22 protein-coding genes (1 of these 22 running past the window's edge) are annotated in these 23,103 nt (G+C 67.2%); 14 read left to right on the plus strand and 8 right to left on the minus strand.

The window, feature by feature from the left end; translation table 11 throughout:
- The first annotated feature begins 18 nt into the window (after nucleotides 1–18).
- The 6 genes from aroQ to CLV01_RS11920 all read left to right on the plus strand — a co-directional run bounded on the left by aroQ (nucleotide 19) and on the right by CLV01_RS11920 (nucleotide 4,684).
- Nucleotides 19–507, plus strand: coding sequence for a type II 3-dehydroquinate dehydratase (aroQ, locus tag CLV01_RS11895; RefSeq protein WP_180288380.1), 489 nt, complete (start codon nucleotides 19–21; stop codon nucleotides 505–507).
- Nucleotides 504–1,388 carry an alpha/beta fold hydrolase gene (locus CLV01_RS11900; RefSeq protein ID WP_099735175.1) on the plus strand — a complete coding sequence of 295 codons (885 nt, stop codon included), beginning with the start codon at nucleotides 504–506 and terminating at the stop codon, nucleotides 1,386–1,388. The genes aroQ and CLV01_RS11900 overlap by 4 nt, the downstream gene beginning before the upstream one ends.
- Nucleotides 1,381–1,791, plus strand: coding sequence for an alternative ribosome rescue aminoacyl-tRNA hydrolase ArfB (arfB, locus tag CLV01_RS11905; protein WP_017405644.1), 411 nt, complete (start codon nucleotides 1,381–1,383; stop codon nucleotides 1,789–1,791). Before CLV01_RS11900 ends, arfB begins: the two co-directional genes overlap by 8 nt.
- Nucleotides 1,792–1,873: 82 nt before the next feature.
- Nucleotides 1,874–2,812 (plus strand): dioxygenase family protein, encoded by a 939-nt coding sequence (locus CLV01_RS11910; RefSeq protein WP_099734227.1) that lies wholly within the window; start codon nucleotides 1,874–1,876, stop codon nucleotides 2,810–2,812.
- Nucleotides 2,813–2,907: 95 nt separating this feature from the next.
- A complete protein-coding gene (locus CLV01_RS11915; protein ID WP_013803384.1) occupies nucleotides 2,908–3,573 on the plus strand; it encodes an alpha/beta hydrolase in 666 nt (221 codons plus the stop codon).
- Nucleotides 3,574–3,763: 190 nt separating this feature from the next.
- Nucleotides 3,764–4,684: a DUF3014 domain-containing protein gene (locus CLV01_RS11920; RefSeq protein ID WP_099734226.1), complete on the plus strand. Its 921-nt coding sequence runs from the start codon at nucleotides 3,764–3,766 to the stop codon at nucleotides 4,682–4,684.
- 18 nt (nucleotides 4,685–4,702) lie between these two features.
- Here CLV01_RS11920 and CLV01_RS11925 read toward each other — a convergent pair whose 3' ends face one another.
- On the minus strand, nucleotides 4,703–5,173 hold the full coding sequence (locus CLV01_RS11925) for an Lrp/AsnC family transcriptional regulator (protein ID WP_012204416.1): 471 nt from the start codon (nucleotides 5,171–5,173) through the stop codon (nucleotides 4,703–4,705).
- 104 nt (nucleotides 5,174–5,277) lie between these two features.
- On the opposite strand from CLV01_RS11925, the gene mdeB reads away from it, so the two are divergent.
- Together mdeB and CLV01_RS11935 are read left to right on the plus strand one after the other, a co-directional pair.
- Nucleotides 5,278–7,908, plus strand: coding sequence for an alpha-ketoglutarate dehydrogenase (gene mdeB / locus CLV01_RS11930; RefSeq protein ID WP_099734225.1), 2,631 nt, complete (start codon nucleotides 5,278–5,280; stop codon nucleotides 7,906–7,908).
- 335 nt (nucleotides 7,909–8,243) lie between these two features.
- Complete coding sequence (locus tag CLV01_RS11935; RefSeq protein ID WP_099734224.1) at nucleotides 8,244–10,424, plus strand: c-type cytochrome; 2,181 nt, start codon at nucleotides 8,244–8,246, stop codon at nucleotides 10,422–10,424.
- Nucleotides 10,425–10,484: 60 nt separating this feature from the next.
- Here CLV01_RS11935 and CLV01_RS11940 read toward each other — a convergent pair whose 3' ends face one another.
- Both CLV01_RS11940 and CLV01_RS11945 read right to left on the minus strand, forming a co-directional pair.
- The gene (locus tag CLV01_RS11940) at nucleotides 10,485–11,783 is read right to left on the minus strand and encodes a DUF2325 domain-containing protein (RefSeq protein WP_099735294.1); all 1,299 of its coding nucleotides are present in this window, start codon (nucleotides 11,781–11,783) and stop codon (nucleotides 10,485–10,487) included.
- 158 nt (nucleotides 11,784–11,941) lie between these two features.
- On the minus strand, nucleotides 11,942–12,697 hold the full coding sequence (locus CLV01_RS11945) for a sulfite exporter TauE/SafE family protein (protein WP_257221266.1): 756 nt from the start codon (nucleotides 12,695–12,697) through the stop codon (nucleotides 11,942–11,944).
- 126 nt (nucleotides 12,698–12,823) lie between these two features.
- Between CLV01_RS11945 and CLV01_RS11950 the strand changes: the two genes are divergently transcribed.
- Complete coding sequence (locus tag CLV01_RS11950) at nucleotides 12,824–13,792, plus strand: LysR family transcriptional regulator (RefSeq protein WP_099734221.1); 969 nt, start codon at nucleotides 12,824–12,826, stop codon at nucleotides 13,790–13,792.
- On the opposite strand, the gene CLV01_RS11955 is transcribed toward CLV01_RS11950, so the two are convergent.
- The 5 genes from CLV01_RS11955 to CLV01_RS11975 form a co-directional block, all read right to left on the minus strand.
- Nucleotides 13,783–14,652, minus strand: coding sequence for a zinc-dependent peptidase (locus tag CLV01_RS11955; protein WP_099734220.1), 870 nt, complete (start codon nucleotides 14,650–14,652; stop codon nucleotides 13,783–13,785). The genes CLV01_RS11950 and CLV01_RS11955 overlap by 10 nt on opposite strands.
- Nucleotides 14,649–15,497, minus strand: a complete 849-nt coding sequence (locus CLV01_RS11960; RefSeq protein WP_099734219.1) for a UDP-2,3-diacylglucosamine diphosphatase — start codon at nucleotides 15,495–15,497, stop codon at nucleotides 14,649–14,651. The genes CLV01_RS11955 and CLV01_RS11960 overlap by 4 nt, the downstream gene beginning before the upstream one ends.
- A gap of 164 nt (nucleotides 15,498–15,661) precedes the next feature.
- Nucleotides 15,662–16,168, minus strand: a complete 507-nt coding sequence (locus CLV01_RS11965) for a peptidylprolyl isomerase (protein WP_034391586.1) — start codon at nucleotides 16,166–16,168, stop codon at nucleotides 15,662–15,664.
- Between the two features lie 57 nt (nucleotides 16,169–16,225).
- Nucleotides 16,226–16,813 carry a peptidylprolyl isomerase gene (locus CLV01_RS11970; RefSeq protein WP_099734218.1) on the minus strand — a complete coding sequence of 196 codons (588 nt, stop codon included), beginning with the start codon at nucleotides 16,811–16,813 and terminating at the stop codon, nucleotides 16,226–16,228.
- Nucleotides 16,814–16,957: 144 nt separating this feature from the next.
- On the minus strand, nucleotides 16,958–17,491 hold the full coding sequence (locus CLV01_RS11975) for a tetratricopeptide repeat protein (RefSeq protein ID WP_013803374.1): 534 nt from the start codon (nucleotides 17,489–17,491) through the stop codon (nucleotides 16,958–16,960).
- Between the two features lie 204 nt (nucleotides 17,492–17,695).
- Between CLV01_RS11975 and cysS the strand changes: the two genes are divergently transcribed.
- The 5 genes from cysS to CLV01_RS12000 all read left to right on the plus strand — a co-directional run.
- Nucleotides 17,696–19,081 (plus strand): cysteine--tRNA ligase, encoded by a 1,386-nt coding sequence (gene cysS / locus CLV01_RS11980; protein WP_013803373.1) that lies wholly within the window; start codon nucleotides 17,696–17,698, stop codon nucleotides 19,079–19,081.
- Nucleotides 19,082–19,130: 49 nt separating this feature from the next.
- The gene (locus tag CLV01_RS11985) at nucleotides 19,131–19,940 is read left to right on the plus strand and encodes a DNA-3-methyladenine glycosylase family protein (protein ID WP_034391589.1); all 810 of its coding nucleotides are present in this window, start codon (nucleotides 19,131–19,133) and stop codon (nucleotides 19,938–19,940) included.
- An 83-nt stretch (nucleotides 19,941–20,023) separates the two neighbouring features.
- Entirely contained in the window at nucleotides 20,024–21,001 is a 978-nt protein-coding gene (locus CLV01_RS11990) for an acetyl-CoA carboxylase carboxyltransferase subunit alpha (protein WP_012204428.1), read from the plus strand.
- Nucleotides 21,002–21,127: 126 nt separating this feature from the next.
- Nucleotides 21,128–22,147, plus strand: coding sequence for a tRNA lysidine(34) synthetase TilS (gene tilS / locus CLV01_RS11995; protein WP_373681083.1), 1,020 nt, complete (start codon nucleotides 21,128–21,130; stop codon nucleotides 22,145–22,147).
- A gap of 178 nt (nucleotides 22,148–22,325) precedes the next feature.
- A protein-coding gene (locus tag CLV01_RS12000) for an aspartate kinase (RefSeq protein WP_012204430.1) crosses the window boundary here: on the plus strand, nucleotides 22,326–23,103 show its 5' portion. The gene runs 488 nt beyond the window's last position; only the first 778 of its 1,266 coding nucleotides appear in the window; the start codon lies at nucleotides 22,326–22,328; its stop codon lies off the right edge, out of view.

Genomic DNA, 23,103 nt, shown 5'->3' on the forward strand with positions numbered 1-23,103 from the left:
GCCAAGACCGGGCCGGGGATGGCCCGCATAATCCAGCCCGTTGGAAACCTGGAGTGTCCCGCCGTGAAAACCGTCTATGTCCTCAATGGCCCGAACCTGAACCTGCTGGGCCTGCGTGAACCCGCCATCTATGGCTCCCAGACCCTGGCCGATGTGCGTGCGCTGTGCGAAGCCGCCTGCGCGCGCTACGGGCTGGGGCTGGAGTTCCGCCAGAGCAACCACGAAGGCGAACTGGTGGACTGGATCCACGAAGCCGGCCGCGTGCACGCCGAAGGCCGCCTGGCCGGCCTGATCTTCAACGCCGCCGCCTACACCCACACCAGCGTGGCCCTGCTGGATGCCGTCAAGGGCACGGGCGTGCCGCTGGTTGAGCTGCACATCAGCAACGTGCATGCGCGCGAGAGCTTCCGCCACCACTCCTACCTGTCGGCCGCCGCGCGCGCCGTGATGTGCGGCTTTGGCGTGGCCGGCTATGGCCTGGCCATTGACGCCGTGGCCCAGTGGTGAATACGCCCGCCGCCATTGAGCGCCTGCGCGCCCAGGCGCGGCGCCTGACCACGCCGCTGTCTGCCGCGCGGCCCGAAGACGGGCACATGGTCTGGCATGTCTGGGGCGAGGCCCGCGCGGGCGAGCTGCCCATCGTCATGCTGCACGGCGGCAGCGGCAGCTGGACACACTGGCTGCGCTGCATGGACGCGCTGCTGGCCCAGGGGCGCCAGCTGTGGATACCCGACCTGCCCGGCTTCGGCGATTCCGACGGCGTGCCGGGCGGCCAGGATGCCGACACCCTGGTCGAGCCGCTGCGCCAGGGCCTGCGGCAACTGCTGGCCGATGACGGTGCGCCCGCCGCCCCGCTGTGCGATCTGGTCGGCTTCTCCTTCGGTGGCATGACGGCCGGCATGCTGGCCGCCGCCGACGGCACGCTGGCCCGGCGCCTGGTGCTGGCCGGGGCGCCCGGCATGGGCGTGGGCAAGGGCCTGGCCGTGCGGCTCAAGGGCTGGCGCCACCTGGCCACGCCCGAGGCGCAGGCCGTGGCCCACCGCTACAACCTGCAGGCGCTGATGCTGCATGACGCCAGCCTCATCGACGAGGACACGCTGGCCCTGCATGTGCTCAACGTGGAGCGTGACCGCCTTCCGCGCCGCCGCCTCTCGCACACCGATGTGCTGGCGCGTGCCCTGCAGGCCGTGGACGGCCCCGTATGGGCCATCTATGGCGAGCACGACGCGCTCTACCCGGGCCCGATGATTCAGGAGCTGGCCCAGGCCTTTGCACGCCATGCGCGCGACTTCCGCGGCCTGGCGCTGGTGCCCGGCGCGGGCCACTGGGTCATGCATGAGCGTCCCGATGCCTTTGTGGCGGCATTGACCGCTGCGCTGGATGCCTGAGCGCATGCGGCCCATCGAGCTGCACGAGGTGCAGTGGACCGCCATGCGCGCCCAGGGCGCGGGCGGCCAGAACGTGAACAAGGTCTCCAGCGCCGTGCACCTGCGCTTTGACGTGCGCGCCTCGCGCCTGCCCGAGGCCGTGCAGCAGCGCCTGCTGGCCCTGCGCGACGGCCGCATCACCAACGAGGGCGTGGTCGTCATCAAGGCACAGCAACACCGCACGCAGGAGCAGAACCTGCGCGCCGCGCTGCAGCGGCTCAACGTGCTGGTGGCCGCCGCCTATCCCGAGCCCATCCTGCGCCGCGCCACCCGGCCCACGCTGGGGTCGCAGCGGCGCCGCCTGGAAAGCAAGAGCCGGCACGGTGCCACCAAGGCCCTGCGCGGGCGCCCGCGCGACGATTGATTCGGATTGACCCGGCCAGCGCAACAATGTGTGCTGCCGCTGGCGGCTTGGCGCGGCGCCCGGGCGTCCCTACATTAGGGGAATGCAAGACTCCCACGCTCCCCACTCTTCCCGGGTTTCCTCCGCTGCCGGTGCCCGGCTGCCCGTGCTCTATGTCTCCCACGGCTCGCCCATGTTCGCGCTGGAGCCGGGTGAAACCGGCCCCGTGCTCGCGCGATGGGGCAGGGCGCTGCGCCAGGCCCACGGCCCGCTGCGCGGCGTGGTCGTCATGTCGCCGCACTGGATGTCGCACGGCGTGGAAGTCATGACCGGCGCCACGCCCACCACCTGGCACGACTTTGGCGGCTTCCCGCCCGCGCTCTACGAACTGCAGTACCCGGCCCCCGGCGCGCCCCAGCTGGCGCAGGAAGTCATGGACCGCCTGCAGGCCGCAGGCATTGCCGCCAGCGCCAACGCGCAGCGGCCCTTCGACCACGGCGCCTGGGTGCCGCTGAGGCATTTGCTGCCGGATGCCGACCTGCCCGTGGTGCAGCTGTCCCTGCCTGCCTCGGCCGGGCCAGCCGAAACCCATGCGCTGGGCGCGGTCCTGGCGGGGCTGCGCGATGAGGGCGTGCTCATCGTCGGCTCCGGCAGCATGACGCACAACCTGGGCGAATTCCGGGGCGGCACGGGCGAGGCCACGGTGCGGGTGGACGACGCCGTGCAGGCCCTGCGCAGCCAGGATGGCCTGCAGGACGACCATGCCGTCGGCGGCTCCAGCGCCTCTTCGCCCTACGTGCAGGACTTCAGCCGCTGGATCGAATCGCGCCTGCAGGCGCAGGACCTGCCCGCGCTGCTGGACTACCGCGCCCGCGCGCCTTCGGCCCGGCGCGCCCATCCCAGCGAAGAGCACTTCATGCCGCTGTACTTCGCGCTGGGCGCGGCCGGCGCGACAGCGCGGCCACGGTATCTGAGCCGCGAAGTCATGTATTCCATCCTGGCCATGGATGCGATGGCCTTCGAGGACGCGCAGGCGGCATAACCTCCTGCTGCCGCGGACTTGGCGAGGCGCCACAATGGCGCGTTGCCCGGGACCACCCCGGTCCTGGAAATCGCTAAAAAACCAAGGAGTCCGTGATGATCGACCTGCCTCTGGTGGCGCTGGAGCGCCCCGCACAACCCGCACCGGGGCAGCAGCCCTGGCTGCTGGTGCTCATGCATGGCGTTGGCAGCAATGAGCAGGATCTGTTCGGCCTCGCATCGTTCGTGCCGCCGCAGTTCCACGTGCTCAGCCTGCGCGCTCCGTTTTCCATGGGTCCCTCAGCCCATGCCTGGTTCCAGTTCACCGTGGATGCCAACGGCACGCGCCACATCCACGCATCGCAGGAAGAGCACAGCCGCGCCCTGGTGGCGCAGACCGTGCAGCAGGCCGGAGCGCGGCTGGACATCCCTGCCCAGCGAACCGTGGCGGGCGGCTTCAGCCAGGGCGGCATCATGGCGCTCAGCCTGCTGCTGACCCAGCCCGCGCTGCTGCGCGCCGCCATGTGCTGGCACAGCCGCCTGCTGCCCGAGGCCTTGCCGCACCAGGCCCCTGATGCGGCCTTTGACGGCAAGTCGCTCTGGGTCAGCCACGGCACCTACGACAACGTCATTCCGCTGACCAGCGCCCACGCCATTCGCAGCCACGTGCAGCGCCTGCCGCTGCAACTGAGCTACCACGAGTACCCCAGCATGCACGAAATCCGCCCCGACGAGCTGCAGGCCGCCATGGCCTGGCTCCAGGATCTGGGCACGCAGGGCTGAGACGGCCGCGTAAGCCGGGTAACGCGTTGTTGCCGGGCGCGCACGATGGCCTGCGCAGGCAGCGGGGCGGCTTATAAACACAAGGCAGGGGCCGGTGTCAGCAAAGCCAGGGAACCCTGGGTGTGCTTTGCTGTCGCACGTCCTGCGGCAACTGAGCTGCCAGCCCCCGCCCAAGCCAAAGGACCCATCCATGCCAGAACGCGATCCCCAAGACTTCCGCCCCCGCGCCAGATCCTCCGGCCCATCGGCTTTCGGCATCGCCGCAGTGGTGCTGGCGGCTGCTGCCCTGGGGGGCGCGGCCTGGTGGTACTGGTGGCGTCCCGCCGCCGTGCCCGAGGCGCCGCCGGAAGTGGTGCAGGCGCCCGCCCAGTCCACCCAGCCCTCCGAACCTGAACCCGTCCCCGCGCCCGAGCTGACCGAGCCCCAGAACCCTGTCGATGCGCTGGAGCAGCCCGCCTCCGGCCTGCCCGCGCTGCAGGACTCCGACGCCCATGTCACCCAGGCCCTCAACGGCCTGCTGGGCCGTGACAAGGCAGGCAGCTTTCTGCAGATGGACGGCTTTGTGCGCCGCGCCGTGGCCACCGTGGACAACCTGACCCGTTCCCAGGCCCCTGCACGGCTTTGGCCCGTGCACCCGGCGCCTCAGCGTTTCACGGTGGAGGGCGCGGCGGAGGCTGGAGAGGCGCAGGACATCGCCCCCGCCAACGCCGCACGCTACAAGGCCTTCGTGGCCTTTGCCGAGTCCATTCCCATGGACGGGGCCGTCAAGCTCTATGCCCGGCTGTACCCTCTGTTCCAGACCGCCTATGAAGACCTGGGCTATCCCAGCCGATATTTCAACGATCGCCTCATTGCCGTCATAGACCACCTGCGCGCCGCGCCCGAGCCCGCAGGCCCGGTGCAAGTACGGCTGACCAAGGTGGAGGGCGAGGTGCCCTCCATCCAGCCCTGGGTGCGCTACGAATACGCCGACCCTGAGCTGCAGGCCCTGTCCAGCGGACAGAAGATGCTGGTGCGCGTGGGCCTGGACAACGAGCGCCGCCTCAAGGCCGTGCTGGGCGAGCTGCGCCGCCGCATCGCCACCGGCGAGATGTCCAAGCCTGCGGGCTGAGGCCAGCCTCCATCCGCCTCAGCCTGCGGCCGGCAGGGGCAGGGCGGTCTTGTACCGCACCTGCTTGAGCGTGAAGCTGGAGCGGATCTTCTCTATGCCCGGAATCGGCGTGAGCTGCTCCACGATGAAGCGCTCCAGCGCGCCGATGTCGGCCAGCGCCACGCGGATCAGATAGTCGGCGTCGCCGCTCATCAGGTAGCACTCCATGACCTCGTCGTGCTCGGCAATGCGGCGCTCGAAGTCGGCCAGCGATTCCTTGGCCTGCGACTTGAGGCTGATGTTGATGAACACATTCAGCCCCAGCCCCAGCGCCGACGCATTGGCCAGCGCCACATAGCGCGCGATCACGCCAGCCTTCTCCAGCGCCTTGACGCGCGCCAGGCATGGCGACGGCGACAGATGCACGCGCCGCGCCAGCTCCACGTTGGACAGCGAGCCGTCCGTTTGCAACTCGGCCAGAATGCGCAAGTCGATGGTGTCCAGTTTCATCTGCCGGATTTTATGTAGATACCGGCATGAAATGCTGGAATATGGCGTTTTCCTTATCCATGAACGGCTGCTCATGCCGGCCTGCCAGTCCTAAAGTGGCGGACATGAACGCACCCACGCCACTGGCCGCGCTGGCCGATATCGATACCGATCCCCAGGAAACCGCCGAATGGCGCGAGGCCTTTCTGGCCCTGGTCGCCACAGAAGGTCCGCAGCGCGCGCGCTTCGTGCTGGAAGAGCTGGCGCGCATGGCGCGCGAGCAGCGCCTGGGCTGGCAGCCCGACCTGAATACGCCCTATGTGAACAGCGTGGCGGCGCAGCAGCAGCCGGTGTTTCCGGGCGACCTGGCCATCGAGGAGCGGCTGGCGTCCATCATGCGCTGGAACGCGCTGGCCATGGTGGTGCGCGCCAACCAGGCCTATGGCGAGCTGGGCGGCCATATTGCCAGCTATGCCAGCGCGGCCGACCTGTTCGAGACCGGGTTCAATCATTTCTTCCATGCCCGGGAGGGACTTGAGCCGGGCCAGCACCGGGGCGACCTGGTGTTCTTCCAGCCGCACAGCGCGCCCGGCGTGTATGCGCGGGCCTTCCTGGAAGGGCGGCTGACCGAGCAGGACCTGCAGCACTACCGCCAGGAGATCAGCGCGCCGGCTGCAGGCGCGCAGGGCCTGTCCAGCTATCCCCATCCCTGGCTGATGCCCGATTTCTGGCAGTTCCCGACGGGCTCCATGGGCATTGGCCCCATCAGCAGCATCTACCACGCGCGCTTCATGCGCTATCTCACACACCGCCGCCTGCTGGACTGCCAGGAGCGCAAGGTCTGGGGCGTGTTTGGCGACGGCGAGATGGACGAGCCCGAAAGCATGAGCGCCCTCACGCTGGCCGCGCGCGAAGGGCTGGACAACCTGGTCTGGGTGGTCAACTGCAATCTGCAGCGTCTGGACGGCCCGGTGCGCGGCAACGGCCGCATCGTCGATGAGCTGGAGCGGCTGTTTGCCGGCGCGGGCTGGAACGTGGTCAAGCTGCTGTGGGGCAGCGACTGGGACGGGCTGTTTGCGCGCGACCTCACCGGCACCCTGGCACGCACGCTGGGCGGCACGGTGGACGGGCAGATGCAGACCTTCGCCGCCAAGGACGGACGCTACAACCGCGAGCATTTCTTCGGACAGAACCCCGAGCTCGCCGCCCTGGCCCAGGGCCTGACGGACGAGCAGATCGACCGCTTGAAGCGCGGCGGCCATGACCTGGTGAAGATCCATGCGGCCTATGCAGCGGCTGCCGCCCATCGCGGCCAGCCCACGGTGATCCTTGCCCATACCAAGAAGGGCTACGGCATGGGATCGGCCGGGCAGGGCAAGATGACCACGCACAGCCAGAAAAAGCTGGACGAGACCGACCTGATCGAGTTCCGCAACCGCTTCAACCTGCCACTCAGTGACGAGCAGGCCAAGGGCCTGGCCTTCCATAAACCTGCCGATGACAGCGCCGAGATGCAGTACCTGCGCGATCGCCGCACGGCCCTGGGCGGCGCACTGCCGCGCCGTGAAACCGTGTGCGACCGCGTGCCCGTGCCCGCCCTGGACCAGTACGCGCAGTTCGCGCTGGCGCCTGCCGGCAAGGAGATGAGCACCACCATGGCCTTCGTGCGCATGCTGGGCGGCCTGCTCAAGGACGCGCAGCTGGGTCCGCGCATCGTGCCCATCGTGGCGGACGAGGCGCGCACCTTCGGCATGGCCAACCTGTTCAAGCAGGTGGGCATCTACAGCAGCCTGGGGCAGCGCTATGCGCCCGAGGACATCGGCTCGGTGCTGTCCTACCGCGAGGCGCTGGACGGCCAGATCCTGGAAGAGGGCATCAGCGAGGCCGGCGCCATCGCCAGCTGGACGGCGGCGGCCACCAGCTACAGCGTGCACGGCCTGGCCATGCTGCCGTTCTACATCTACTACTCCATGTTCGGCTTCCAGCGCGTGGGCGACGCCATCTGGGCGGCGGCCGACCAGCGGGCGCGCGGCTTTCTGCTGGGCGCCACCTCGGGCCGCACCACGCTGGGCGGAGAAGGCCTGCAGCACCAGGACGGCTCCAGCCATCTGGTGGCGGCCACCATTCCCAACTGCAAGGCCTGGGACCCCGCGCATGCGGGCGAGCTGGCCGTGATACTGGACGCCGGCATGCGCGAGATGCTGGTCGAGCAGCGCGACGTTTTCTACTACATCACCCTGATGAACGAGAACTACGCCCAGCCCGACCTGCCGCCGGGCGCGGCCGAGGACGTGCTGCGCGGCGGCTATGTGTTCAGCCGCTTTGGCGATGCGGGCCGTGCCACGCAGCATGTCACCTTGCTGGGATCGGGTGCCATCCTCACCGAAGTGCTCAAGGCCGCCGAGCAATTGGCCAGCGATGGCATGGCCGCCACCGTGGTCAGCGTGACCAGCTGGAGCGAACTGGCGCGCGATGGCGTGGCCTGCGAGCAGCGCATGCTGGCAGGTGAGGCACCTGGCCAGCCCTGGATCGCCCAACTGCTGGACGGCACGCAGGGCCCGGTGATTGCTGCCACCGACTATGTGCGCGCCGTGCCCGAGACCGTGCGCGCCTTCCTGCCCGCAGGCAGGCGATTCCTCACCCTGGGCACGGACGGCTTTGGCCGAAGTGACACGCGTGCCGCGTTGCGCGGCCACTTTGGCGTGGACGCGCACAGCGTGGCGCAGGTGGCGCGCCGCTGCAGTCAGGCGGTCTGAGCCCGGCGGGCGAGCCGCCACCCCATACACTGACGGATACACCGACGGTGAAATCAGCGGCCCCTTGCGGGCCGCTTTTTCGTGTGCGCCCGAGAAGGCTGCGCGCGCTTTTTCCCTGCATTGATTAAGTCCGCGTTAAATGCGCTATTGGCTTATCATTTTCGTCGGCTTGCATGGAAAAAATAGGGAGATACCACTAGAATTCGTATATATAAGAAGATATTGCGCAAAGAGATGATCATTTGCTGCAATGGCTGCAGGCGTTGGGTTGAATATCTCGTCAATATCCGTTCTTGCCTCTTTCAATAATAATTCATTTCAGTGGATCGAAGACGATGAAACTCTCGCTCAAGCAAGGCCTGCTGTGCGTGGCCGCGCTGTCGGCCACCGCCTGGCAACTGGCCATTTCGGCGCCGGCGCCCGGAGTGGACCATGCGCAAATGCCACAAATCATTGATGACCTGCCTGCCGATTACGCAGCGGACCTGACGACGGAGCAAAGAACCCTGGTCGATCGCGGCCGATATATCGCACGCCTGGGCGATTGCGTTGCCTGCCACACCGGCAATAAATCCCAGCCCATGGGTGGTGGGCTGGCGCTGGAGACGCCATTCGGCAAGATCTATTCCACCAATATCTCGCCCGACGCCGATACGGGCATGGGCAAATACAGCTTCGAGCAGTTCGACCGCGCCATGCGCAAGGGCGTCGCGGCCGATGGCCGCAACATGTACCCGGCCATGCCCTATCCCTCCTACGCCAAGATGACGGCCGAGGACATGCAGGCCCTGTACGCCTATCTGTTGCAGGGCGTGGCGCCCGTGAAGGCGGCCAACAAGGAGTCCGACCTGGGCTTTCCCTTCAACCAGCGCTGGGGCCTGGCGCTGTGGAACTGGGTGTTTCTGGATGACACGCCCTTCCAGCCCCAACCGCAGCAAACTGCCCAGTGGAACCGGGGTGCCTACCTGGTGCAGGGCCTGGGCCACTGCGGCGCCTGCCATACGCCGCGCGGCGTGGGCTTCCAGGAAAAGACCATGACCGGCGAGGGCAGCAAGGGCGAGTATTTCCTGGCCGGCGAGACCGTGGAGAACTGGCGCGCGCTGAGCCTGCGCAATCTGTGGACACCCGAGGAAACCGCCCAGTTGCTCAAGACCGGGCGCAACAGCCACGGCACGGTCTCCGGCAACATGGTCGATGTGGTGCAGCACAGCACGCAGTACATGAGCGATGAGGACCTGCTGGCCATTGGCACCTATCTGAAGTCACTGCCCGCAGGCAAGAACGATCTGCCCATGCAGGTGGCCCAGGGGCCGGGGCCGGTCATCGCCCCGCATCCGGCGCCGCAGGCCTCCGGGCATGCGCCGTCCGCCACGTCGGCAGTGTCTTCCGACGTGCCTACCGATCTCTACGCCAGCCGGGGCGGCCTGGGCTATCTGCAGTTCTGCGCCGACTGCCACCGTGCCGATGGCGGTGGCGTGAAGGACGTGTTCCCGCCACTGGCCGGCAATTTCTCGCTGCAGTCGCAGGACCCGTCCACGCTGATCCATCTGATGCTGGTGGGCTGGAAGGCGCCCGTCACGCAAAGCCATGCACGGCCGCTGACCATGCCGGCCTTCGCACAGCTCAAGGATGCGGAGATTGCCGACATCCTCAACTTCGCCCGCAAGAGCTGGGGCCGTGCCGATGCGCGCGAGATCCATGCCAGGGAGGTGCAATCCATGCGCAAGCAGCTCGATGCCAAGGGCGAAAGCGCGCGCCCGTTCGAGACGCCGCGCCTGGCCGCCATGCTGGACGAATCCAACGCGAAGCAACTGGTCTACGGCGCCCGCCTGAACATAGAGACGCGTGACCTGCTGCCCAGGAATGTGGGCAATGCGCTGAACTGCGCCAGCTGCCACCTGAACGCGGGCACGGTGGCCGATGGTTCGCCCTACATCGGTGTCTCGGCCTTCTTCCCCGGCTATGCGCCGCGCGCGGGCCGCGTCATCACGCTGGAGGACCGCATCAATGGCTGCTTCCTGCGCTCCATGAACGGCAAGCCTCTGCCGCTGGAGTCCGACGAGATCAAGGCCATGGTCGCCTACTTCGACTGGATGCGCCGCGAAACCAAACCCGAAGACAAGGTCGAAGGCCGGGGCGTGGGCAAGATCAGCCAGTCCATCGTGCCCAACGTGGACAACGGCAAGAAGGTCTATGCGGCCCAGTGCGCGGTCTGCCATGGCGGCGAGGGCGAGGGCGTGAAGAATGCCAAGGGCCAGTGGGTCTATCCGCCGCTGTGGGGTGATGAGTCCTTCAACATCGGCGCGGGCATGGCGCGCACCTACACGGCAGCGGCCTTCGTCAAGCGCAACATGCCCATCGCCTTCCATGGCAACTTCCCGCTGGGCCAGGGCGGCCTCAGCGACCAGGAGGCCGTGGACGTGGCCGAGTACTTCAGCCACCAGCCGCGCCCGGACTTTGCCAACAAGCACAAGGACTGGCCCAAGGACAAGAAGCCGGCCGATGCGCGGTACTGAGGTACTGATGGAATCCTGAAAACACAAGGCCCGGCGCTGGGCCCGCGCCACGCGGCACCATCAACCGTGGCGCAGGCAAAAGTGTGATGCGCTGGTGGTGCGGGTTCCCGCGTCGGGCGGTGCCAACTCGCGCGCCACGGTGGCCGCGAAGCTGGCCAGGCTGGCCGTGCGCAGCGCGATGAAGGGCACGCCATGCCGCTCGCTGAGGCGCTTGAGGTTGACCACGGAATCATGGTCCACGCAGTCCACGGGGAACACCACCAGATCGACGCGGGGCAGCTGCGCGGCCAGCAGGCCCTTGCGCGTCTCCAGTCCGCCGTCGTGGTGCAGGAATTCGCCGCCATGGCGTTGCACATGGTCGCGTATGGCAGGGGTGGAGCTGGGGCGCCCGCCCACGTAGAGCAGCTTGCGGCCCTGCAGCGCCTGCTGCTGCGCGGCATCAGGGGCCTGGGGCTGGGTGGCGGCGCGATGCAGTTCCTTTTCGGCGGCGGCCAGTTCCTCGGCCAGCCATTGCACGCGCTGCTGCAATTGCTCGGCCATCTGCTGCAGGCGGCCAGCCTCGGCCCAGGCCTGTTCGGCAGCGCGTTCTGCACGCTCACGCCGTTCGGTGTGCATGCCGACCAGGGCGCCGGCATCGGCGGGGCGGGTCTCGCCTTCAGGGGCTGCCCCTGCCCTGAATTGCGACAGGCGGGCTTCGAAGTCCAGGGACTGCTGGCGCAGCTGGCCGGCCAGCGCATCACGTTCGAGCTGGGATTGGTGGTGGCGCTGGCGTTCGCGTTCCAGCTTGTCCTGCAGTTCCAGGTTTCCCTTTTCCAGTGCCACGAAGCGCTTGAGTTCATGCCGGTTGGCCGATCCCATCAGGTGCGACAGCATGTGCACCTCGCCAAAGGCCATTTGCCGCAGCGCAAAGCTGGTGCACTTGTGCGTGAGCAGGGCCCAGTACGCTCCCGGAATCTCGCCCTGCTGCCAGGCCTGCTTCCACGCGGCCTCCAGTGCAGCCTCGTCCTGGGCGGCAGCAAAGCCCTTGATCACGGCGGCATGGCGCTGGTCCAGCGCCTTGTGGATGGCCTTGGACAGGTCGCCGTTCTCATGCGCCAGGCCCACGGCCTGGTGGTGCAGTTCCAGGTCGGTCTTGCCCTTGATATCCATGTGCCGGCCCATCAGCTTGCGCAGCTCGGCCGGGCTCAGGCAGGTGCCTATCACCGAGCAGTGCAGATGCGTGTCCAGCTGATAGAGCCGGGTGCGCGCCTGGGCGTGCGCTGCGCCGCCATGCTCTTCGCGGACATGGTCGTGCCCGCAGCACTGGCCGTCCCCGGACTGCAACGCGCCTGCCGACACGGCGGCGCCCAGGGCGGCCATGCCGCCTGCGCTGAGTTTGAAGGGGGCGTCAACATCGGAAGGCCTCTCATGGAAGGGCTGGTGCAGTTCGTAATATACGATGAAGCATAGCGAGGCGTGTGCCAGAGGTTCACATAGTTGACTGCCGTTAGCCGATGGAGTGTTGGCGCGCGGCGCGCTCAGGCCGCGCGCTGCAAGAGTACGGGGACGGAAGACGCCAGCAGCGCCACGCCGGATAGGCACAGCAGGCCCAGCACGATCTGCCGGAACCGTGCCTCGCTGATGCCGATATAGAGCCTGGAGCCCAGCAACGATGGAATGAGCATGGCCGGCGCCACGATGGCGAACAGCGGCAGCATGCTGCGCGTGACCATGCCGGTGCCCAGGTAGGTGGCCATGGTCACGGCCAGCATGGACAGGTTGAAGTTCTGGATGACGGAGCGCTGCTCATCCTTGGGGTAGCCGCGCAGCGTGCACCACAGCGTGGGCAGCGTGCCCGTGAAGCCGCCCAGTCCGCCCATCACGCCGCCCGCCAGGCCGACGGCACCATCGGCCAGGCGGCCGCCGCGCGCCAGCCTGGGCAGCCGGGCCGACAGCAGCATTACCGGGCACCACAGCACCAGCATGCCGCCCAGCAGGGCCTTGAACCAGGCCATGTCCAGGTGCGGCAGCAGCAAGACGCCCAGCGGAATGCCGGCAAGACCGCCCAGGATGAAGGGCAGCAGCTTTGCCAGCGCAAACCCGCGCCGCACGGTGATGGCCGACAGCACCTGGCCCAGCAGCGAGCCGAAGACGGTGAGCACGGCCGCATCGCGCGGCTCCAGCAACCAGGCCCAGAACGACATGGCCACCATGCCGAAGGCAAAGCCCGACAGGCCCTGCACGAATCCGGCCGCCGCCGCGCCCAGCGCGATGATGAAAAACATGCCATCCATGGTCTGCCTGGTCCTTTCGTTTTGGGTGTGCAAGACGCAGGAATTCTGGAACGCATGCATAAGCAGAAATTCGTTTGTTTTTATTGTTCAATATGGTTTTGCTTATGACGCGCCACGCCTGAATCCATGCCGCAAAACCGCACTGCATCGACCACTGCCCAACTGGCCCACCGCATGGCCACGCGTTTGAAGATGAAGCATTTGCTGCTGCTGCGCTCCATCAGCGAGCTGGGCACGCTGACCCGCGTGGCCGAGCGCATGGCCACCAGCCAGCCCGCCGTGACCCAGGCCCTGGCGGAGCTGGAGTCATTGTTCGGCGCGCCGCTGTTCCTGCGTTCTGCGCGCGGCATGGAGCCTACGGAGCAGGGTGCGCTGGTGCTGGCGCGCGCCCGGGGCATGCTGGCCGATCTGGACCATTGGGCACACGATATCGAGGCCGTGGGGCAGCAGCGTGCGGCGCACCTGCAGGTGGGGGTCATCCCCTTTCTGCCGGCGCGCATGCTGGCCGATGCCATCGGCAGGACGCGGCCGCAAGGCCGGCGCATCACGGTCACGCTGCATGAGGACACCAGCGACCGCCTGCTGCAAAAGTTGCGCGCACATGAGCTGGACTGCGTGATTGGCCGCGCCTCGGCCGTGCTGGACATGAGCGGCATACGGCACAGCGTGCTTTATGAGCAGGAGCCTCGCCTGATCGCCCACCGCAGCCTGGTCACGCGGCTGGGGCGCCGACCTCTGCAATGGGCCGAACTCACGGGGCTTGACTGGGTGCTGGGCCAGCGCCGCACGCCCATGCGCGAGCAGATCACCGACTTTTTTCTGCGCGCGGGCGTGGAGCCGCCGCCGCCGTTTGTGGAAACGCTCTCGGCCAAGGTGATCGGCGAACTGGTGGCGGCCAATGAGCGGGCCGTGTCCATCGTGCCGGCCGACATTGCCGAGGAACTGGTGCGCATCGCGGGCGTGGGCATCGTGCGCCACCGTTTCGGCTGGACCCTGCCACCTATCACCCTGTTCGAGCGCAAGGCGGGCGGGCAGTACGAGGAGCAGCGCCTGTTCGCCCAGGCCCTGAAGGAGGTTTGCTCCGATCAGGGTTGACTGGTGGCTGGCTTGAAGAGCGCAGCCAGCAGCGGCGCCAGCGTGGGAAATTCCAGGGCAAAGCGGGCGCGGTCCACGAAGAAGGCCTCGCAGGCCACGGCGAAGAATTCGGCGGGCGCCGTGGCGCCATAGCCGTCCAGCCAGGGCCATTCGCCACCAAAGCGCTCGGCGATGGTGATCTGCTCACGGAAGGCGTCGTAGGCCGGTGCCCAGGCGGCCTGCCATATCTCGCGGGCCTGGCGCGCGGAGCTGCTGCCCATGAAGCCCGGCGGCAGGGGCGGGCAGCCGTCGGCACCGCCGTTGCGCATGTCGATCTTGTGGGCGAATTCATGGATCACCACGTTGGCTACCTGGCCGCCGTGACCGTGGTGGCTGGCATGCGGCCCGCGGCCTGCGCCAATGGCCTGCCAACTGAGCATGACGGGGCCGCCATGCATGGCCTCGCCCATGATCACTTCGTCGTAGTCGTGGATGACGCCGGCCTCGTCCATGCTCTGGCGCCGCGCCACGGCATCGCCCGGGTGCACCACGATGCCGACAAAGTCGTCATACCAGGACAGCGCACCCTGCGGCTCGCCCCAGTGCAGCAGGGGCAGGCAGGCCTGGGCGGCAATCTCCAGCGCCATGGCGTCGCTCACTTGCAGGCCATGCGCGCCGTGGAAGCGCTTGCGCTGCAGGAAGACGGCGGCCAGGGCGCGCAGCTTGGATTGCTCCTCCAGCGTCAGCGACGCGAGAAAAGGGTAGGCGGCCAGCGTGGACAGCCACAGCGGCGCAGGAATCTCGGGCACCGGCGACACCGTGGAGCGTGCGCGGCGGCCCAGTCTGCGGACCCAGCGGCCCATTTGTTGCCAAAGGCTCATGGCGGGCTGGCCTGTTCAAGAACGTCGGACAGCGGCAGGCGCCGCAGGCCCATGCCGCGCTCCCAGCGCAGCACCTCGGCGCGGGGCGCGGGCGCCGCCAGATCCCAGTCGCTGAGCACGATGCGCCGCAGGCCATCGCCCAGGTCATGGTCGGCCGGGCGGTGCGTGTGGCCGTGGATCAGGGTGGCGGCACCCGCGGCATGCAGCCAGCTGCGCGTGGCCTGCGCGTCAAGGTCGGCATAGGTGGGCATGGCGGCGCCATGGCCGTCCGATTCTCGCTTGCGCGATTCGCTCTCCTGCCGAATGCCGCGTGCCTGGTCGCGGCGCACCTGCAGCGGCTGGGCCAGGAAGCCGGCCTGCCAGGCCGCCGAGCGGGCCATGGCGCGAAAGCGCTGGTAGTCCACATCGTCCAGGCACAGGGCATCGCCATGGCTGAGCAGGATGCGCTGGTCGCCGCAGTCAAGCACGGTGGGATCGGTCAGCGTGGTCGTGCCGCACAGCGCATCGAACTGCGCGCCGGTCAGGAAGTCGCGGTTGCCCTGCATGAAGAACAGCGGCGTGCGGGTGGCTGCCGCGCGCATGGCGGTGGCGCATTCGGCCTCCAAGCTGCCCGGCTCCAGCAGGGCGTCGTCACCCACCCAGACCTCGAACAGGTCGCCCAGCAGAAAGACGGCATCGGCCCGCGTGGCGGCCAGGTACTGCCTGAAGGCCTGCACGGTGGCGGGCTCGCTGGCCTGCAGGTGCAGGTCCGAGATGAACTCCAGCGTGCGCCAGCCCGCGGGCAGTGTCCACTCGGCCGCAATGGGCGGCACGGGAAGAGGGCGGGGCGCGGCGGTCTGGGCCATGGGACGGGGCACCCGGCAAGGGCGCTGCATGAAGGGCTGTAGGAGCCTTGGGACGGCTCTGGAGCGGGTCTGTTGTCCATGCGCACGGCCTGGTGCCATGCGCATGGACAACAGGGCGGCCGGACCCGAAAGGGCACGGCCGCCCCGTGTGCGCAAGCGCCTGATTACAGGGCCACGGCCTTTTCAATGATCACGTCATCCTTGGGCACGTCCTGGTGGCCGCCGTTGCGGCCGGTCTTCACGCCACGCAGTTTGTCCACGATCTCGGTGCCCTTGATCACCTTGCCGAACACGGCATAGCCCCAGCCCTGTGCGCTGGGCGAGGTGTGGTTCAGGAAGCCGTTGTCGGCCACGTTGATGAAGAACTGGGCGGTGGCCGAGTGCGGGTCGCCGGTACGGGCCATGGCCAGGGTGTACTTGTCGTTCTTCAGGCCGTTCTTGGCCTCGTTCTCGATGGGGGCGTCCGTCTCCTTTTGCTTCATGCCGGGCTCGAAGCCGCCGCCCTGGATCATGAAGCCATCGATGATGCGATGGAAGATGGTGTTGTTGTAGTGGCCCTTGTTCACATAGGCCAGGAAGTTCTCTGCGCTCTTCGGGGCCTTGGCGGCGTCGAGTTCGATGGTGATGACGCCGTGGTCGGCGATGTGGAGTTCGACTTGGGGATTGCTCATGGCGATTCCTTGTTGGATGGAGGGGAAGGGCGTGCCACGCAAGGCGCGGCGCGCGGTTTACTTGACTTCGGTGGCCGAGAGGATGGTCACCGGCTTGGTGGGTACATTCTGGTGCATGCCCTGGTTGCCCGTGGCCACCGTGCGGATTTTGTCCACCACATCCATGCCCTGGACCACGCGGCCGAAGACGGCGTAGCCATGTCCGTCAGGCTTGGGCGCGTTGAGCATGTCGTTGTTCACCACGTTGATGAAGAACTGCGAGGTGGCCGAGTTGGGATTGCCCGTGCGCGCCATGGCGATGGTGCCCCGGTCATTCTTGAGGCCGTTGTCCGCCTCCAGCGGAATCGGTGCGCGCGTGGGCTTTTCCTTGAGGCTGGCATCCATGCCGCCGCCCTGGATCATGAAGCCGTCCATCACCCGGTGGAACACCGTGCCGTCATAGTGCTTGTCGCGCACGTACTGCATGAAGTTGGCCACGGTCTTGGGAGCCTTGGCCTCGTTCAGCTCCAGCACGATGTCGCCCATGCTGGTCTTGATCTGCACCTTGGGCGTGGCGTTCTGCGCCATGGTGGGCAGGGCGGTGAAAAGGGAAGCGGCCAGGGCCATGCCGGCCAGGGAAAGCGACGCAATGCGGCGTGTGTTCATGCGAATCTCCTGTGAAAGCCAAAGGGCTGGGGGATGGAGTGGGGAAAACCGGGCAGGTTCCTGCGGGTGCGCGCCAGGCATGGCAAGACCCGATCGACCGCCGCACGCGCGCTGGCGCAAGGGCTGCGCGCGTGGGCCGGGGGGCTACTTGGCGGCGGTGACGGGCGCCAGCAGGTCGCGCAGCAGCTTGAGCTTGGGGCGCACGCTGGCCGCGCGGCCATCCAGGCCTTGCGCCTTGGAGTAGGCCTCGTAGGCCAGGCGGGCATGAATGTCGCCCAGGTTCTCGTAGGCGACGCCGTAGTTGGGGTTGTTGCGCACGGCGGATTCGAGCGCGGAGCGCGCCTTGTCGAGCTGGTTCTGGCCAGCATAGATGACCGCCAGATTGTTGTAGGGCTCGGGCAGCTCGGGGTAGTCCTCGATGAGCTGATTCAGCGCGGCGATGGCCTCGTCTGTCTTGCCGCTGTCGGTCAGTGCAACCGCCTTGAGAAAGCGCATCTGCGGGTCGCGTGCGTTCTTGGCCAGATAGGCATCGGCGCGTGCCAGCGCCTGGGTGCTCTTGCCGTTGCGCAGCAACTGATTCACTTCCGTATAGTCGTCGGCGTGGGCGTGGCCTGTTGCGAGCAGGGCCGCCAGTGCCGCGAGGCGCAGGGCGGAGCGAAACGAGTTGCGTAGAGGCATGTAGGTGCTTTCGGGGCCTCGGGGGAATGCCCCGCGGCGCGGGCTTATACTGCGGTCAATTGTAGCTGAGGGGTGTGCTGGGTCACACGGGCTCTGCGCCTGCCGCTCCTGCTCCCTGCTGAGCATGCCTGCATCGGCGCCAAGGGTCCGGCGGCGCGTGGGACGCGCCCCCTGCAGCGGCCCTTTCTCCCCTGATAAACATCCATGAGTTTGCGTATCTACAACACGCTGTCGCGTGCATTGGAAGCGTTTTCGCCAATCGAACCGGGCCATGTGCGCATGTATGTGTGCGGCATGACCGTGTACGACCTGTGTCACCTGGGACACGCACGCTCCATGGTCGCTTTCGATGTGGTGCAGCGCTGGCTGCGTGCCAGCGGCCATCGCGTGACCTATGTGCGCAACATCACCGACATCGATGACAAGATCATCCGGCGCGCCGTCGAGAACGGAGAGACCATCCGCTCGCTGACCGACCGCATGATCGACGCCCTGCACCAGGACGCCGACGCCCTGGGCATCGAGCGCCCCACGCATGAGCCGCGCGCCACCGAATACGTGCCGCAGATGCTCTCCATGATCGGCCGCCTGCAGGACAAGGGCCTGGCCTATCAGGGCACGGATGGCGACGTGAACTTCGCCGTGCGCAAATTCCCCGGCTACGGCAAGCTGTCGGGCAAGTCGCTGGACGAATTGCAGGCCGGCGAACGCGTGGCCGTGCAGGACGGCAAGCAGGATCCGCTGGACTTCGTGCTGTGGAAAAGCGCCAAGCCCGCCGAGCCGGAAGAGGTCAAGTGGGCCAGCCCCTGGGGCGTGGGCCGTCCCGGCTGGCACATCGAGTGCTCGGCCATGGGCTGCGAGATGCTGGGCGAGAGCTTCGACATCCACGGCGGCGGTGCCGACCTGCAGTTCCCGCACCACGAAAACGAGATCGCCCAGAGCGAAGGCGCGACCGGCAAGCCGTTCTCGCAGGTCTGGATGCACAACGGCTTCATCAACGTGGACAACGAGAAGATGTCCAAGTCGCTGGGCAACTTCTTCACCATCCGCGACGTGCTCAAGGAGTACGACGCCGAGACCGTGCGCTTCTTCGTCGTGCGCAGCCACTACCGCAGCCCGCTCAATTACAGCGACGTGCACCTGAACGACGCACGCGGCGCGCTCAAGCGCCTGTACACGGCGCTGAGCCTGGTCGCGCCTGCCGAGGTCGCCATCGACTGGAATCATCCCGCTGCCGCACGCTTCAAGGCGGCTATGGACGAGGACTTCGGCACGCCCGAGGCTGTTGCCGTGCTGTTCGAGCTGGCTGCCGAAGTCAACCGCAGCAAGAGTGCCGAGACGGCGGGCCTGCTCAAGGCATTGGCCGGCTGCCTGGGGCTGCTGCAGGGCGACCCGCAGGCCTTCCTGCAGGCAGGCACTTCGGAGATGGATGCCGGCGCCATCGAGGCGCAGATTGCCGCACGCGCAGCCGCCAAGGCGGCCAAGGACTGGGCCGAGGCCGACCGCATCCGCAAGGCGCTGCTGGAACAGGGCATCGTGCTCAAGGACTCCCCCGCAGGCACGACCTGGGAGGCAGCCGCAAAGGGCTGATCCGTATGCCTTGCCAGATGTGCCGCGCCAGGTGCGGGGAGGTGCTTTGATGGCCTCCGCCAAACCCCTGGACACCATGGATTTCGAGCAATTGCCGCTGGTGGCCGATCTGCCCGTGCCCGAACAGCAACCGGCCCCGCTGCCGATGGTGACGCTGGGCGCGCGCGCAGGATCGGCGCCTGCGGCCGCCGCTGCCGCTGCCTCCGCTCCCAAGGCCAAGATATCCCTGCCCGCACCGCCCGAGGGTGCCCCGGCCTACTGGGCCGAGGCCTGCCGCCAGCTGGTGCGGCGCGATCGCGTGATGAAGCGCCTGATCCCGCGCTTTGCCCACCTGGCCCTGCAGCCCGGCGGCGATGCCTTCGCCACGCTGGCGCGCTCCATCGTGGGCCAGCAGATCTCGATGAAGGCTGCGCAGACGCTGTGGAACAAGTTCGCGCGCCTGCCCGCCCGCATGGCACCTGACCTGGTGCTCAAGCTCAAGGTGGACGACATGCGCGCCGTGGGCCTGTCTGCCCGCAAGGTGGACTACCTGGTGGACCTGGCCATGCACTTCACCGAGCACCGCCTGCACCAGGACGACTGGCAGGGCATGAGTGACGAAGCCATCGTGGCCGAGCTCATGTCCATCCGCGGCGTGGGCCGCTGGACCGCCGAGATGTTCCTCATCTTCTACCTGCAGCGGCCCAATGTGCTGCCGCTGGACGATGCAGGCCTGATCTCGGGCATCAGCCAGAACTATTTTTCGGGCGACCCCGTCAGCCGCAGCGAGGCGCGTGAGGTTGCCGAGGCCTGGAAGCCGTGGTGCACCGTGGCGACTTGGTATATTTGGCGCTCGCTCGAACCGCAGCCTGCAGCCTGAAGACAAACCGATCACACCCGATCAAGCCCCGTTTTCCGGCCGGAACGCATGCACCGTGCCTGGCTGGGACAAGGAGAAACAAGTTGGCGAAAAAGAACTTTCTGGATTTTGAGCAGCCCATCGCCGAGCTCGAATCCAAAATCGAGGAACTGCGCTACGTGCAGACCGAAAGCGCAGTCGATATCTCGGAAGAGATCGAGCAGCTCAGCAAAAAAAGCCTGCAGCTGACCAAGGACATCTACAGCGACCTCTCGCCCTGGCAGATCACCAAGATCGCGCGCCATACCGAGCGTCCCTACACGCTGGACTATGTGCGCGACTGCTTCACCGACTTCATCGAGATGCACGGCGACCGGCACTTCGCCGACGACCAGTCCATCGTGGGCGGGCTGGCGCGCTTCAATGGCATTTCCTGCATGGTCATCGGCCACCAGAAGGGCCGCGACACCAAGGAGCGCACGCTGCGCAACTTCGGCATGACGCGCCCCGAGGGCTACCGCAAGGCCCTGCGCCTCATGAAGACGGCCGAAAAGTTCGGCCTGCCGGTCTTCACCTTCGTGGACACGCCTGGCGCCTTCCCCGGCATCGAAGCCGAAGAGCGCGGCCAGTCCGAAGCCATCGGCCGCAACATCTACGAAATGGCCCAGCTGCAGACCCCCATCATCACCACCGTCATCGGTGAAGGTGGATCGGGCGGCGCCCTGGCCATTGCCGTCGCCGACCAGGTGCTGATGCTGCAATACGCCGTCTACTCCGTGATCAGCCCGGAAGGCTGCGCTTCCATCCTCTGGAAGACCGGCGAAAAGGCCCAGGACGCGGCCGATGCCATGGGCATCACGGCCCACCGCCTCAAGGCCCTGGGCCTGGTGGACAAGATCGTCAACGAGCCCGTGGGCGGCGCCCACCGCGACCCCAAGCAAATGGCCGCCTTCCTCAAGCGCGCGCTGGGCGATGCCTATCGCCAGCTGGCGGACCTCAAGCCCAAGGAACTGCAGGACCGCCGTTACGAGCGCCTGCAAAGCTACGGACGCTTCGCCGATACCAAGGCCGACAACCGCTGAAGGCCTGCGCCACGCTCTGGCACACTGAACGGCTCCCCCTGGGAGCCGTTTTCTTTTTGCGCCGGGACTCGGCCTGAGTCCTGACATACCTGATCCAAGCCTGTGGAAATTCCGATCACCGACCCGCTGCGCAATGTTCCGGCAGCCTCGCCAGATGCGACACCAGGTGCTGCACCGGGTGCCGCTTTGGACGCGGCCATCCATCGCTTTGCGCCGCAACTGCCGCTGGCCGTGGCCTTCAGCGGCGGTGCGGACTCCACGGCGCTGCTGCTGGCCTGCGCCGAGCGCTGGCCGGGCCAGGTCGTGGCCATCCATGTGCACCACGGTCTGCAGTCGGCGGCCGATGCCTTTGTCGGCCAGTGCGAGAAAGTCTGCGCGCAGCATGCCGTTCCTTTGAAGATTCGCCGCGTGGACGCGCGCCACGTGCCGGGCCAAAGTCCTGAGGACGCCGCACGCCAGCTGCGCTACGCAACGCTGATAGAGGCGGCCCGCGAACCCTGGCCTGGGCGGGGCGCTGGCGGAGAGCCCTTGCCGCCCGTTCGCAGCATGGCGCTGGCGCAACATGCGGACGACCAGGTCGAGACGCTGCTGCTGGCCCTGTCTCGTGGCGCCGGTGTAGCCGGGTTGGCCGCCATGCCGGCGCAGTGGAGCAGGGCGGATCTCGAATGGCATCGTCCGCTGCTTGATCTGCCCGGCCAGGTCCTGCGTGACTGGCTTGCGGCGCGTGGCCAGGCGTGGGTGGAAGACCCGACCAATGCCGACGCACGCTATACGCGCAATCGCATCCGCGCCCAGTTGCTGCCCGCGCTGCAGCAGGCCTTTCCCCAGTTTCGCGCCACGTTCGCGCGCAGCAGCCGGCATTGCGCCGAGGCGGCCGAACTTCTGCAGGAGATGGCACAGGCCGATCTGGCAGCCATCGGCACCCCCCCCCGCATCACCGCCTTGCAGGCGCTGAGCCCCGCGCGCCAGGCCAATGTGCTGCGCCACTGGTTGCGCAGCGTGCATGCCACCACGCCCAGTGCCGCGCAGCTAGATCAGCTGCTCGCGCAGATCAGCGTTTGCCGTACGCGAGGCCACCGCATCCATCTCAAGATGGGGCGGGGTTTTGTGCGGCGCCTGGGGTCGGTGCTCGATTGGTACAATTGACGAGTTTTGGTCCAACTTTGTACGAAAACCGGCGGCGCGCCAAAACCAAACGGCTTGCGCAAGACGGGTCCGGGCGGACATTTCGCTTCATGCGCAGTCCTCTCGAACATCCTGGCTTGCACAAGCATCCCTCTGTCGTACAGCGCCGTGGCAAGCAGTTTCGTCACCCTGATATCCAATGGCACTGATCGTTCATAAATACGGCGGCACCTCGATGGGCTCGACAGAGCGCATCCGCAACGTTGCCAAGCGCGTGGCCAAGTGGGCTCGTGCCGGTCACCAGATGGTGGTCGTCCCCAGCGCCATGAGTGGCGAAACCAACCGTCTGCTGGGCCTGGCCAGCGAGCTGGCTCCCGGCTCGGCCAAAACGGCGTACTACCGTGAACTCGACATGCTGGCCTCCACGGGCGAGCAGGCGTCGTCGGCACTGCTGGCCATTGCGCTGCAGGCCGAAGGCGTGGAAGCCATCAGCTTCTCGGGCTGGCAAGTTCCCGTGCGCACCGACAGCAGCTTCACCAAGGCACGCATCGAGTCCATCGACGACAAGCGCGTTCGCGCCGAACTCGACGCTGGCCGCGTGGTCATCATCACGGGCTTCCAGGGCATCGATCCCAACGGACATGTCACCACGCTGGGCCGTGGCGGCTCCGACACCTCTGCCGTGGCCGTGGCTGCGGCGCTGAAGGCGGCCGAGTGCCTTATCTATACCGACGTGGACGGCGTCTACACCACCGACCCGCGCGTGGTGCAGGCCGCCAAGCGCCTGAACACCGTGAGCTTCGAGGAAATGCTGGAAATGGCCAGCCTCGGCTCCAAGGTGCTGCAGATCCGCTCGGTGGAATTTGCCGGCAAGTACAAGGTGCCCATGCGCGTGCTCTCCAGCTTCACGCCCTGGGACATCGACCTGGAGGAGGAATCCACCTCCGGCACGCTGATTACTTTTGAGGAAGACGAAA

The sequence above is a fragment of the Delftia sp. 60 genome (assembly GCF_002754395.1).
In the GTDB taxonomy this organism is placed as follows: Bacteria; Pseudomonadota; Gammaproteobacteria; order Burkholderiales; family Burkholderiaceae_C; genus Comamonas; species Comamonas acidovorans.

Excerpts from the sequence above, each read along its gene's own strand:
- CLV01_RS11985 (WP_034391589.1), top strand. The coding sequence starts at position 19,131 with ATGGCCTCCGCCAAACCCCTGGACACCATGGATTTCGAGCAATTGCCG.
- mdeB (WP_099734225.1), top strand. The coding sequence starts at position 5,278 with ATGAACGCACCCACGCCACTGGCCGCGCTGGCCGATATCGATACCGAT.
- CLV01_RS11955 (WP_099734220.1), bottom strand. The coding sequence starts at position 14,652 with ATGAGCCTTTGGCAACAAATGGGCCGCTGGGTCCGCAGACTGGGCCGC.
- CLV01_RS11950 (WP_099734221.1), top strand. The coding sequence starts at position 12,824 with ATGCCGCAAAACCGCACTGCATCGACCACTGCCCAACTGGCCCACCGC.
- CLV01_RS11935 (WP_099734224.1), top strand. The coding sequence starts at position 8,244 with ATGAAACTCTCGCTCAAGCAAGGCCTGCTGTGCGTGGCCGCGCTGTCG.
- CLV01_RS11975 (WP_013803374.1), bottom strand. The coding sequence starts at position 17,491 with ATGCCTCTACGCAACTCGTTTCGCTCCGCCCTGCGCCTCGCGGCACTG.
- CLV01_RS11925 (WP_012204416.1), bottom strand. The coding sequence starts at position 5,173 with ATGAAACTGGACACCATCGACTTGCGCATTCTGGCCGAGTTGCAAACG.
- arfB (WP_017405644.1), top strand. The coding sequence starts at position 1,381 with ATGCCTGAGCGCATGCGGCCCATCGAGCTGCACGAGGTGCAGTGGACC.
- CLV01_RS11960 (WP_099734219.1), bottom strand. The coding sequence starts at position 15,497 with ATGGCCCAGACCGCCGCGCCCCGCCCTCTTCCCGTGCCGCCCATTGCG.
- CLV01_RS11970 (WP_099734218.1), bottom strand. The coding sequence starts at position 16,813 with ATGAACACACGCCGCATTGCGTCGCTTTCCCTGGCCGGCATGGCCCTG.
- CLV01_RS11940 (WP_099735294.1), bottom strand. The coding sequence starts at position 11,783 with ATGGCCGCCCTGGGCGCCGCCGTGTCGGCAGGCGCGTTGCAGTCCGGG.
- CLV01_RS11965 (WP_034391586.1), bottom strand. The coding sequence starts at position 16,168 with ATGAGCAATCCCCAAGTCGAACTCCACATCGCCGACCACGGCGTCATC.
- CLV01_RS11920 (WP_099734226.1), top strand. The coding sequence starts at position 3,764 with ATGCCAGAACGCGATCCCCAAGACTTCCGCCCCCGCGCCAGATCCTCC.
- CLV01_RS11945 (WP_257221266.1), bottom strand. The coding sequence starts at position 12,697 with ATGGATGGCATGTTTTTCATCATCGCGCTGGGCGCGGCGGCGGCCGGA.
- CLV01_RS11910 (WP_099734227.1), top strand. The coding sequence starts at position 1,874 with ATGCAAGACTCCCACGCTCCCCACTCTTCCCGGGTTTCCTCCGCTGCC.
- cysS (WP_013803373.1), top strand. The coding sequence starts at position 17,696 with ATGAGTTTGCGTATCTACAACACGCTGTCGCGTGCATTGGAAGCGTTT.
- CLV01_RS11915 (WP_013803384.1), top strand. The coding sequence starts at position 2,908 with ATGATCGACCTGCCTCTGGTGGCGCTGGAGCGCCCCGCACAACCCGCA.
- aroQ (WP_180288380.1), top strand. The coding sequence starts at position 19 with ATGGCCCGCATAATCCAGCCCGTTGGAAACCTGGAGTGTCCCGCCGTG.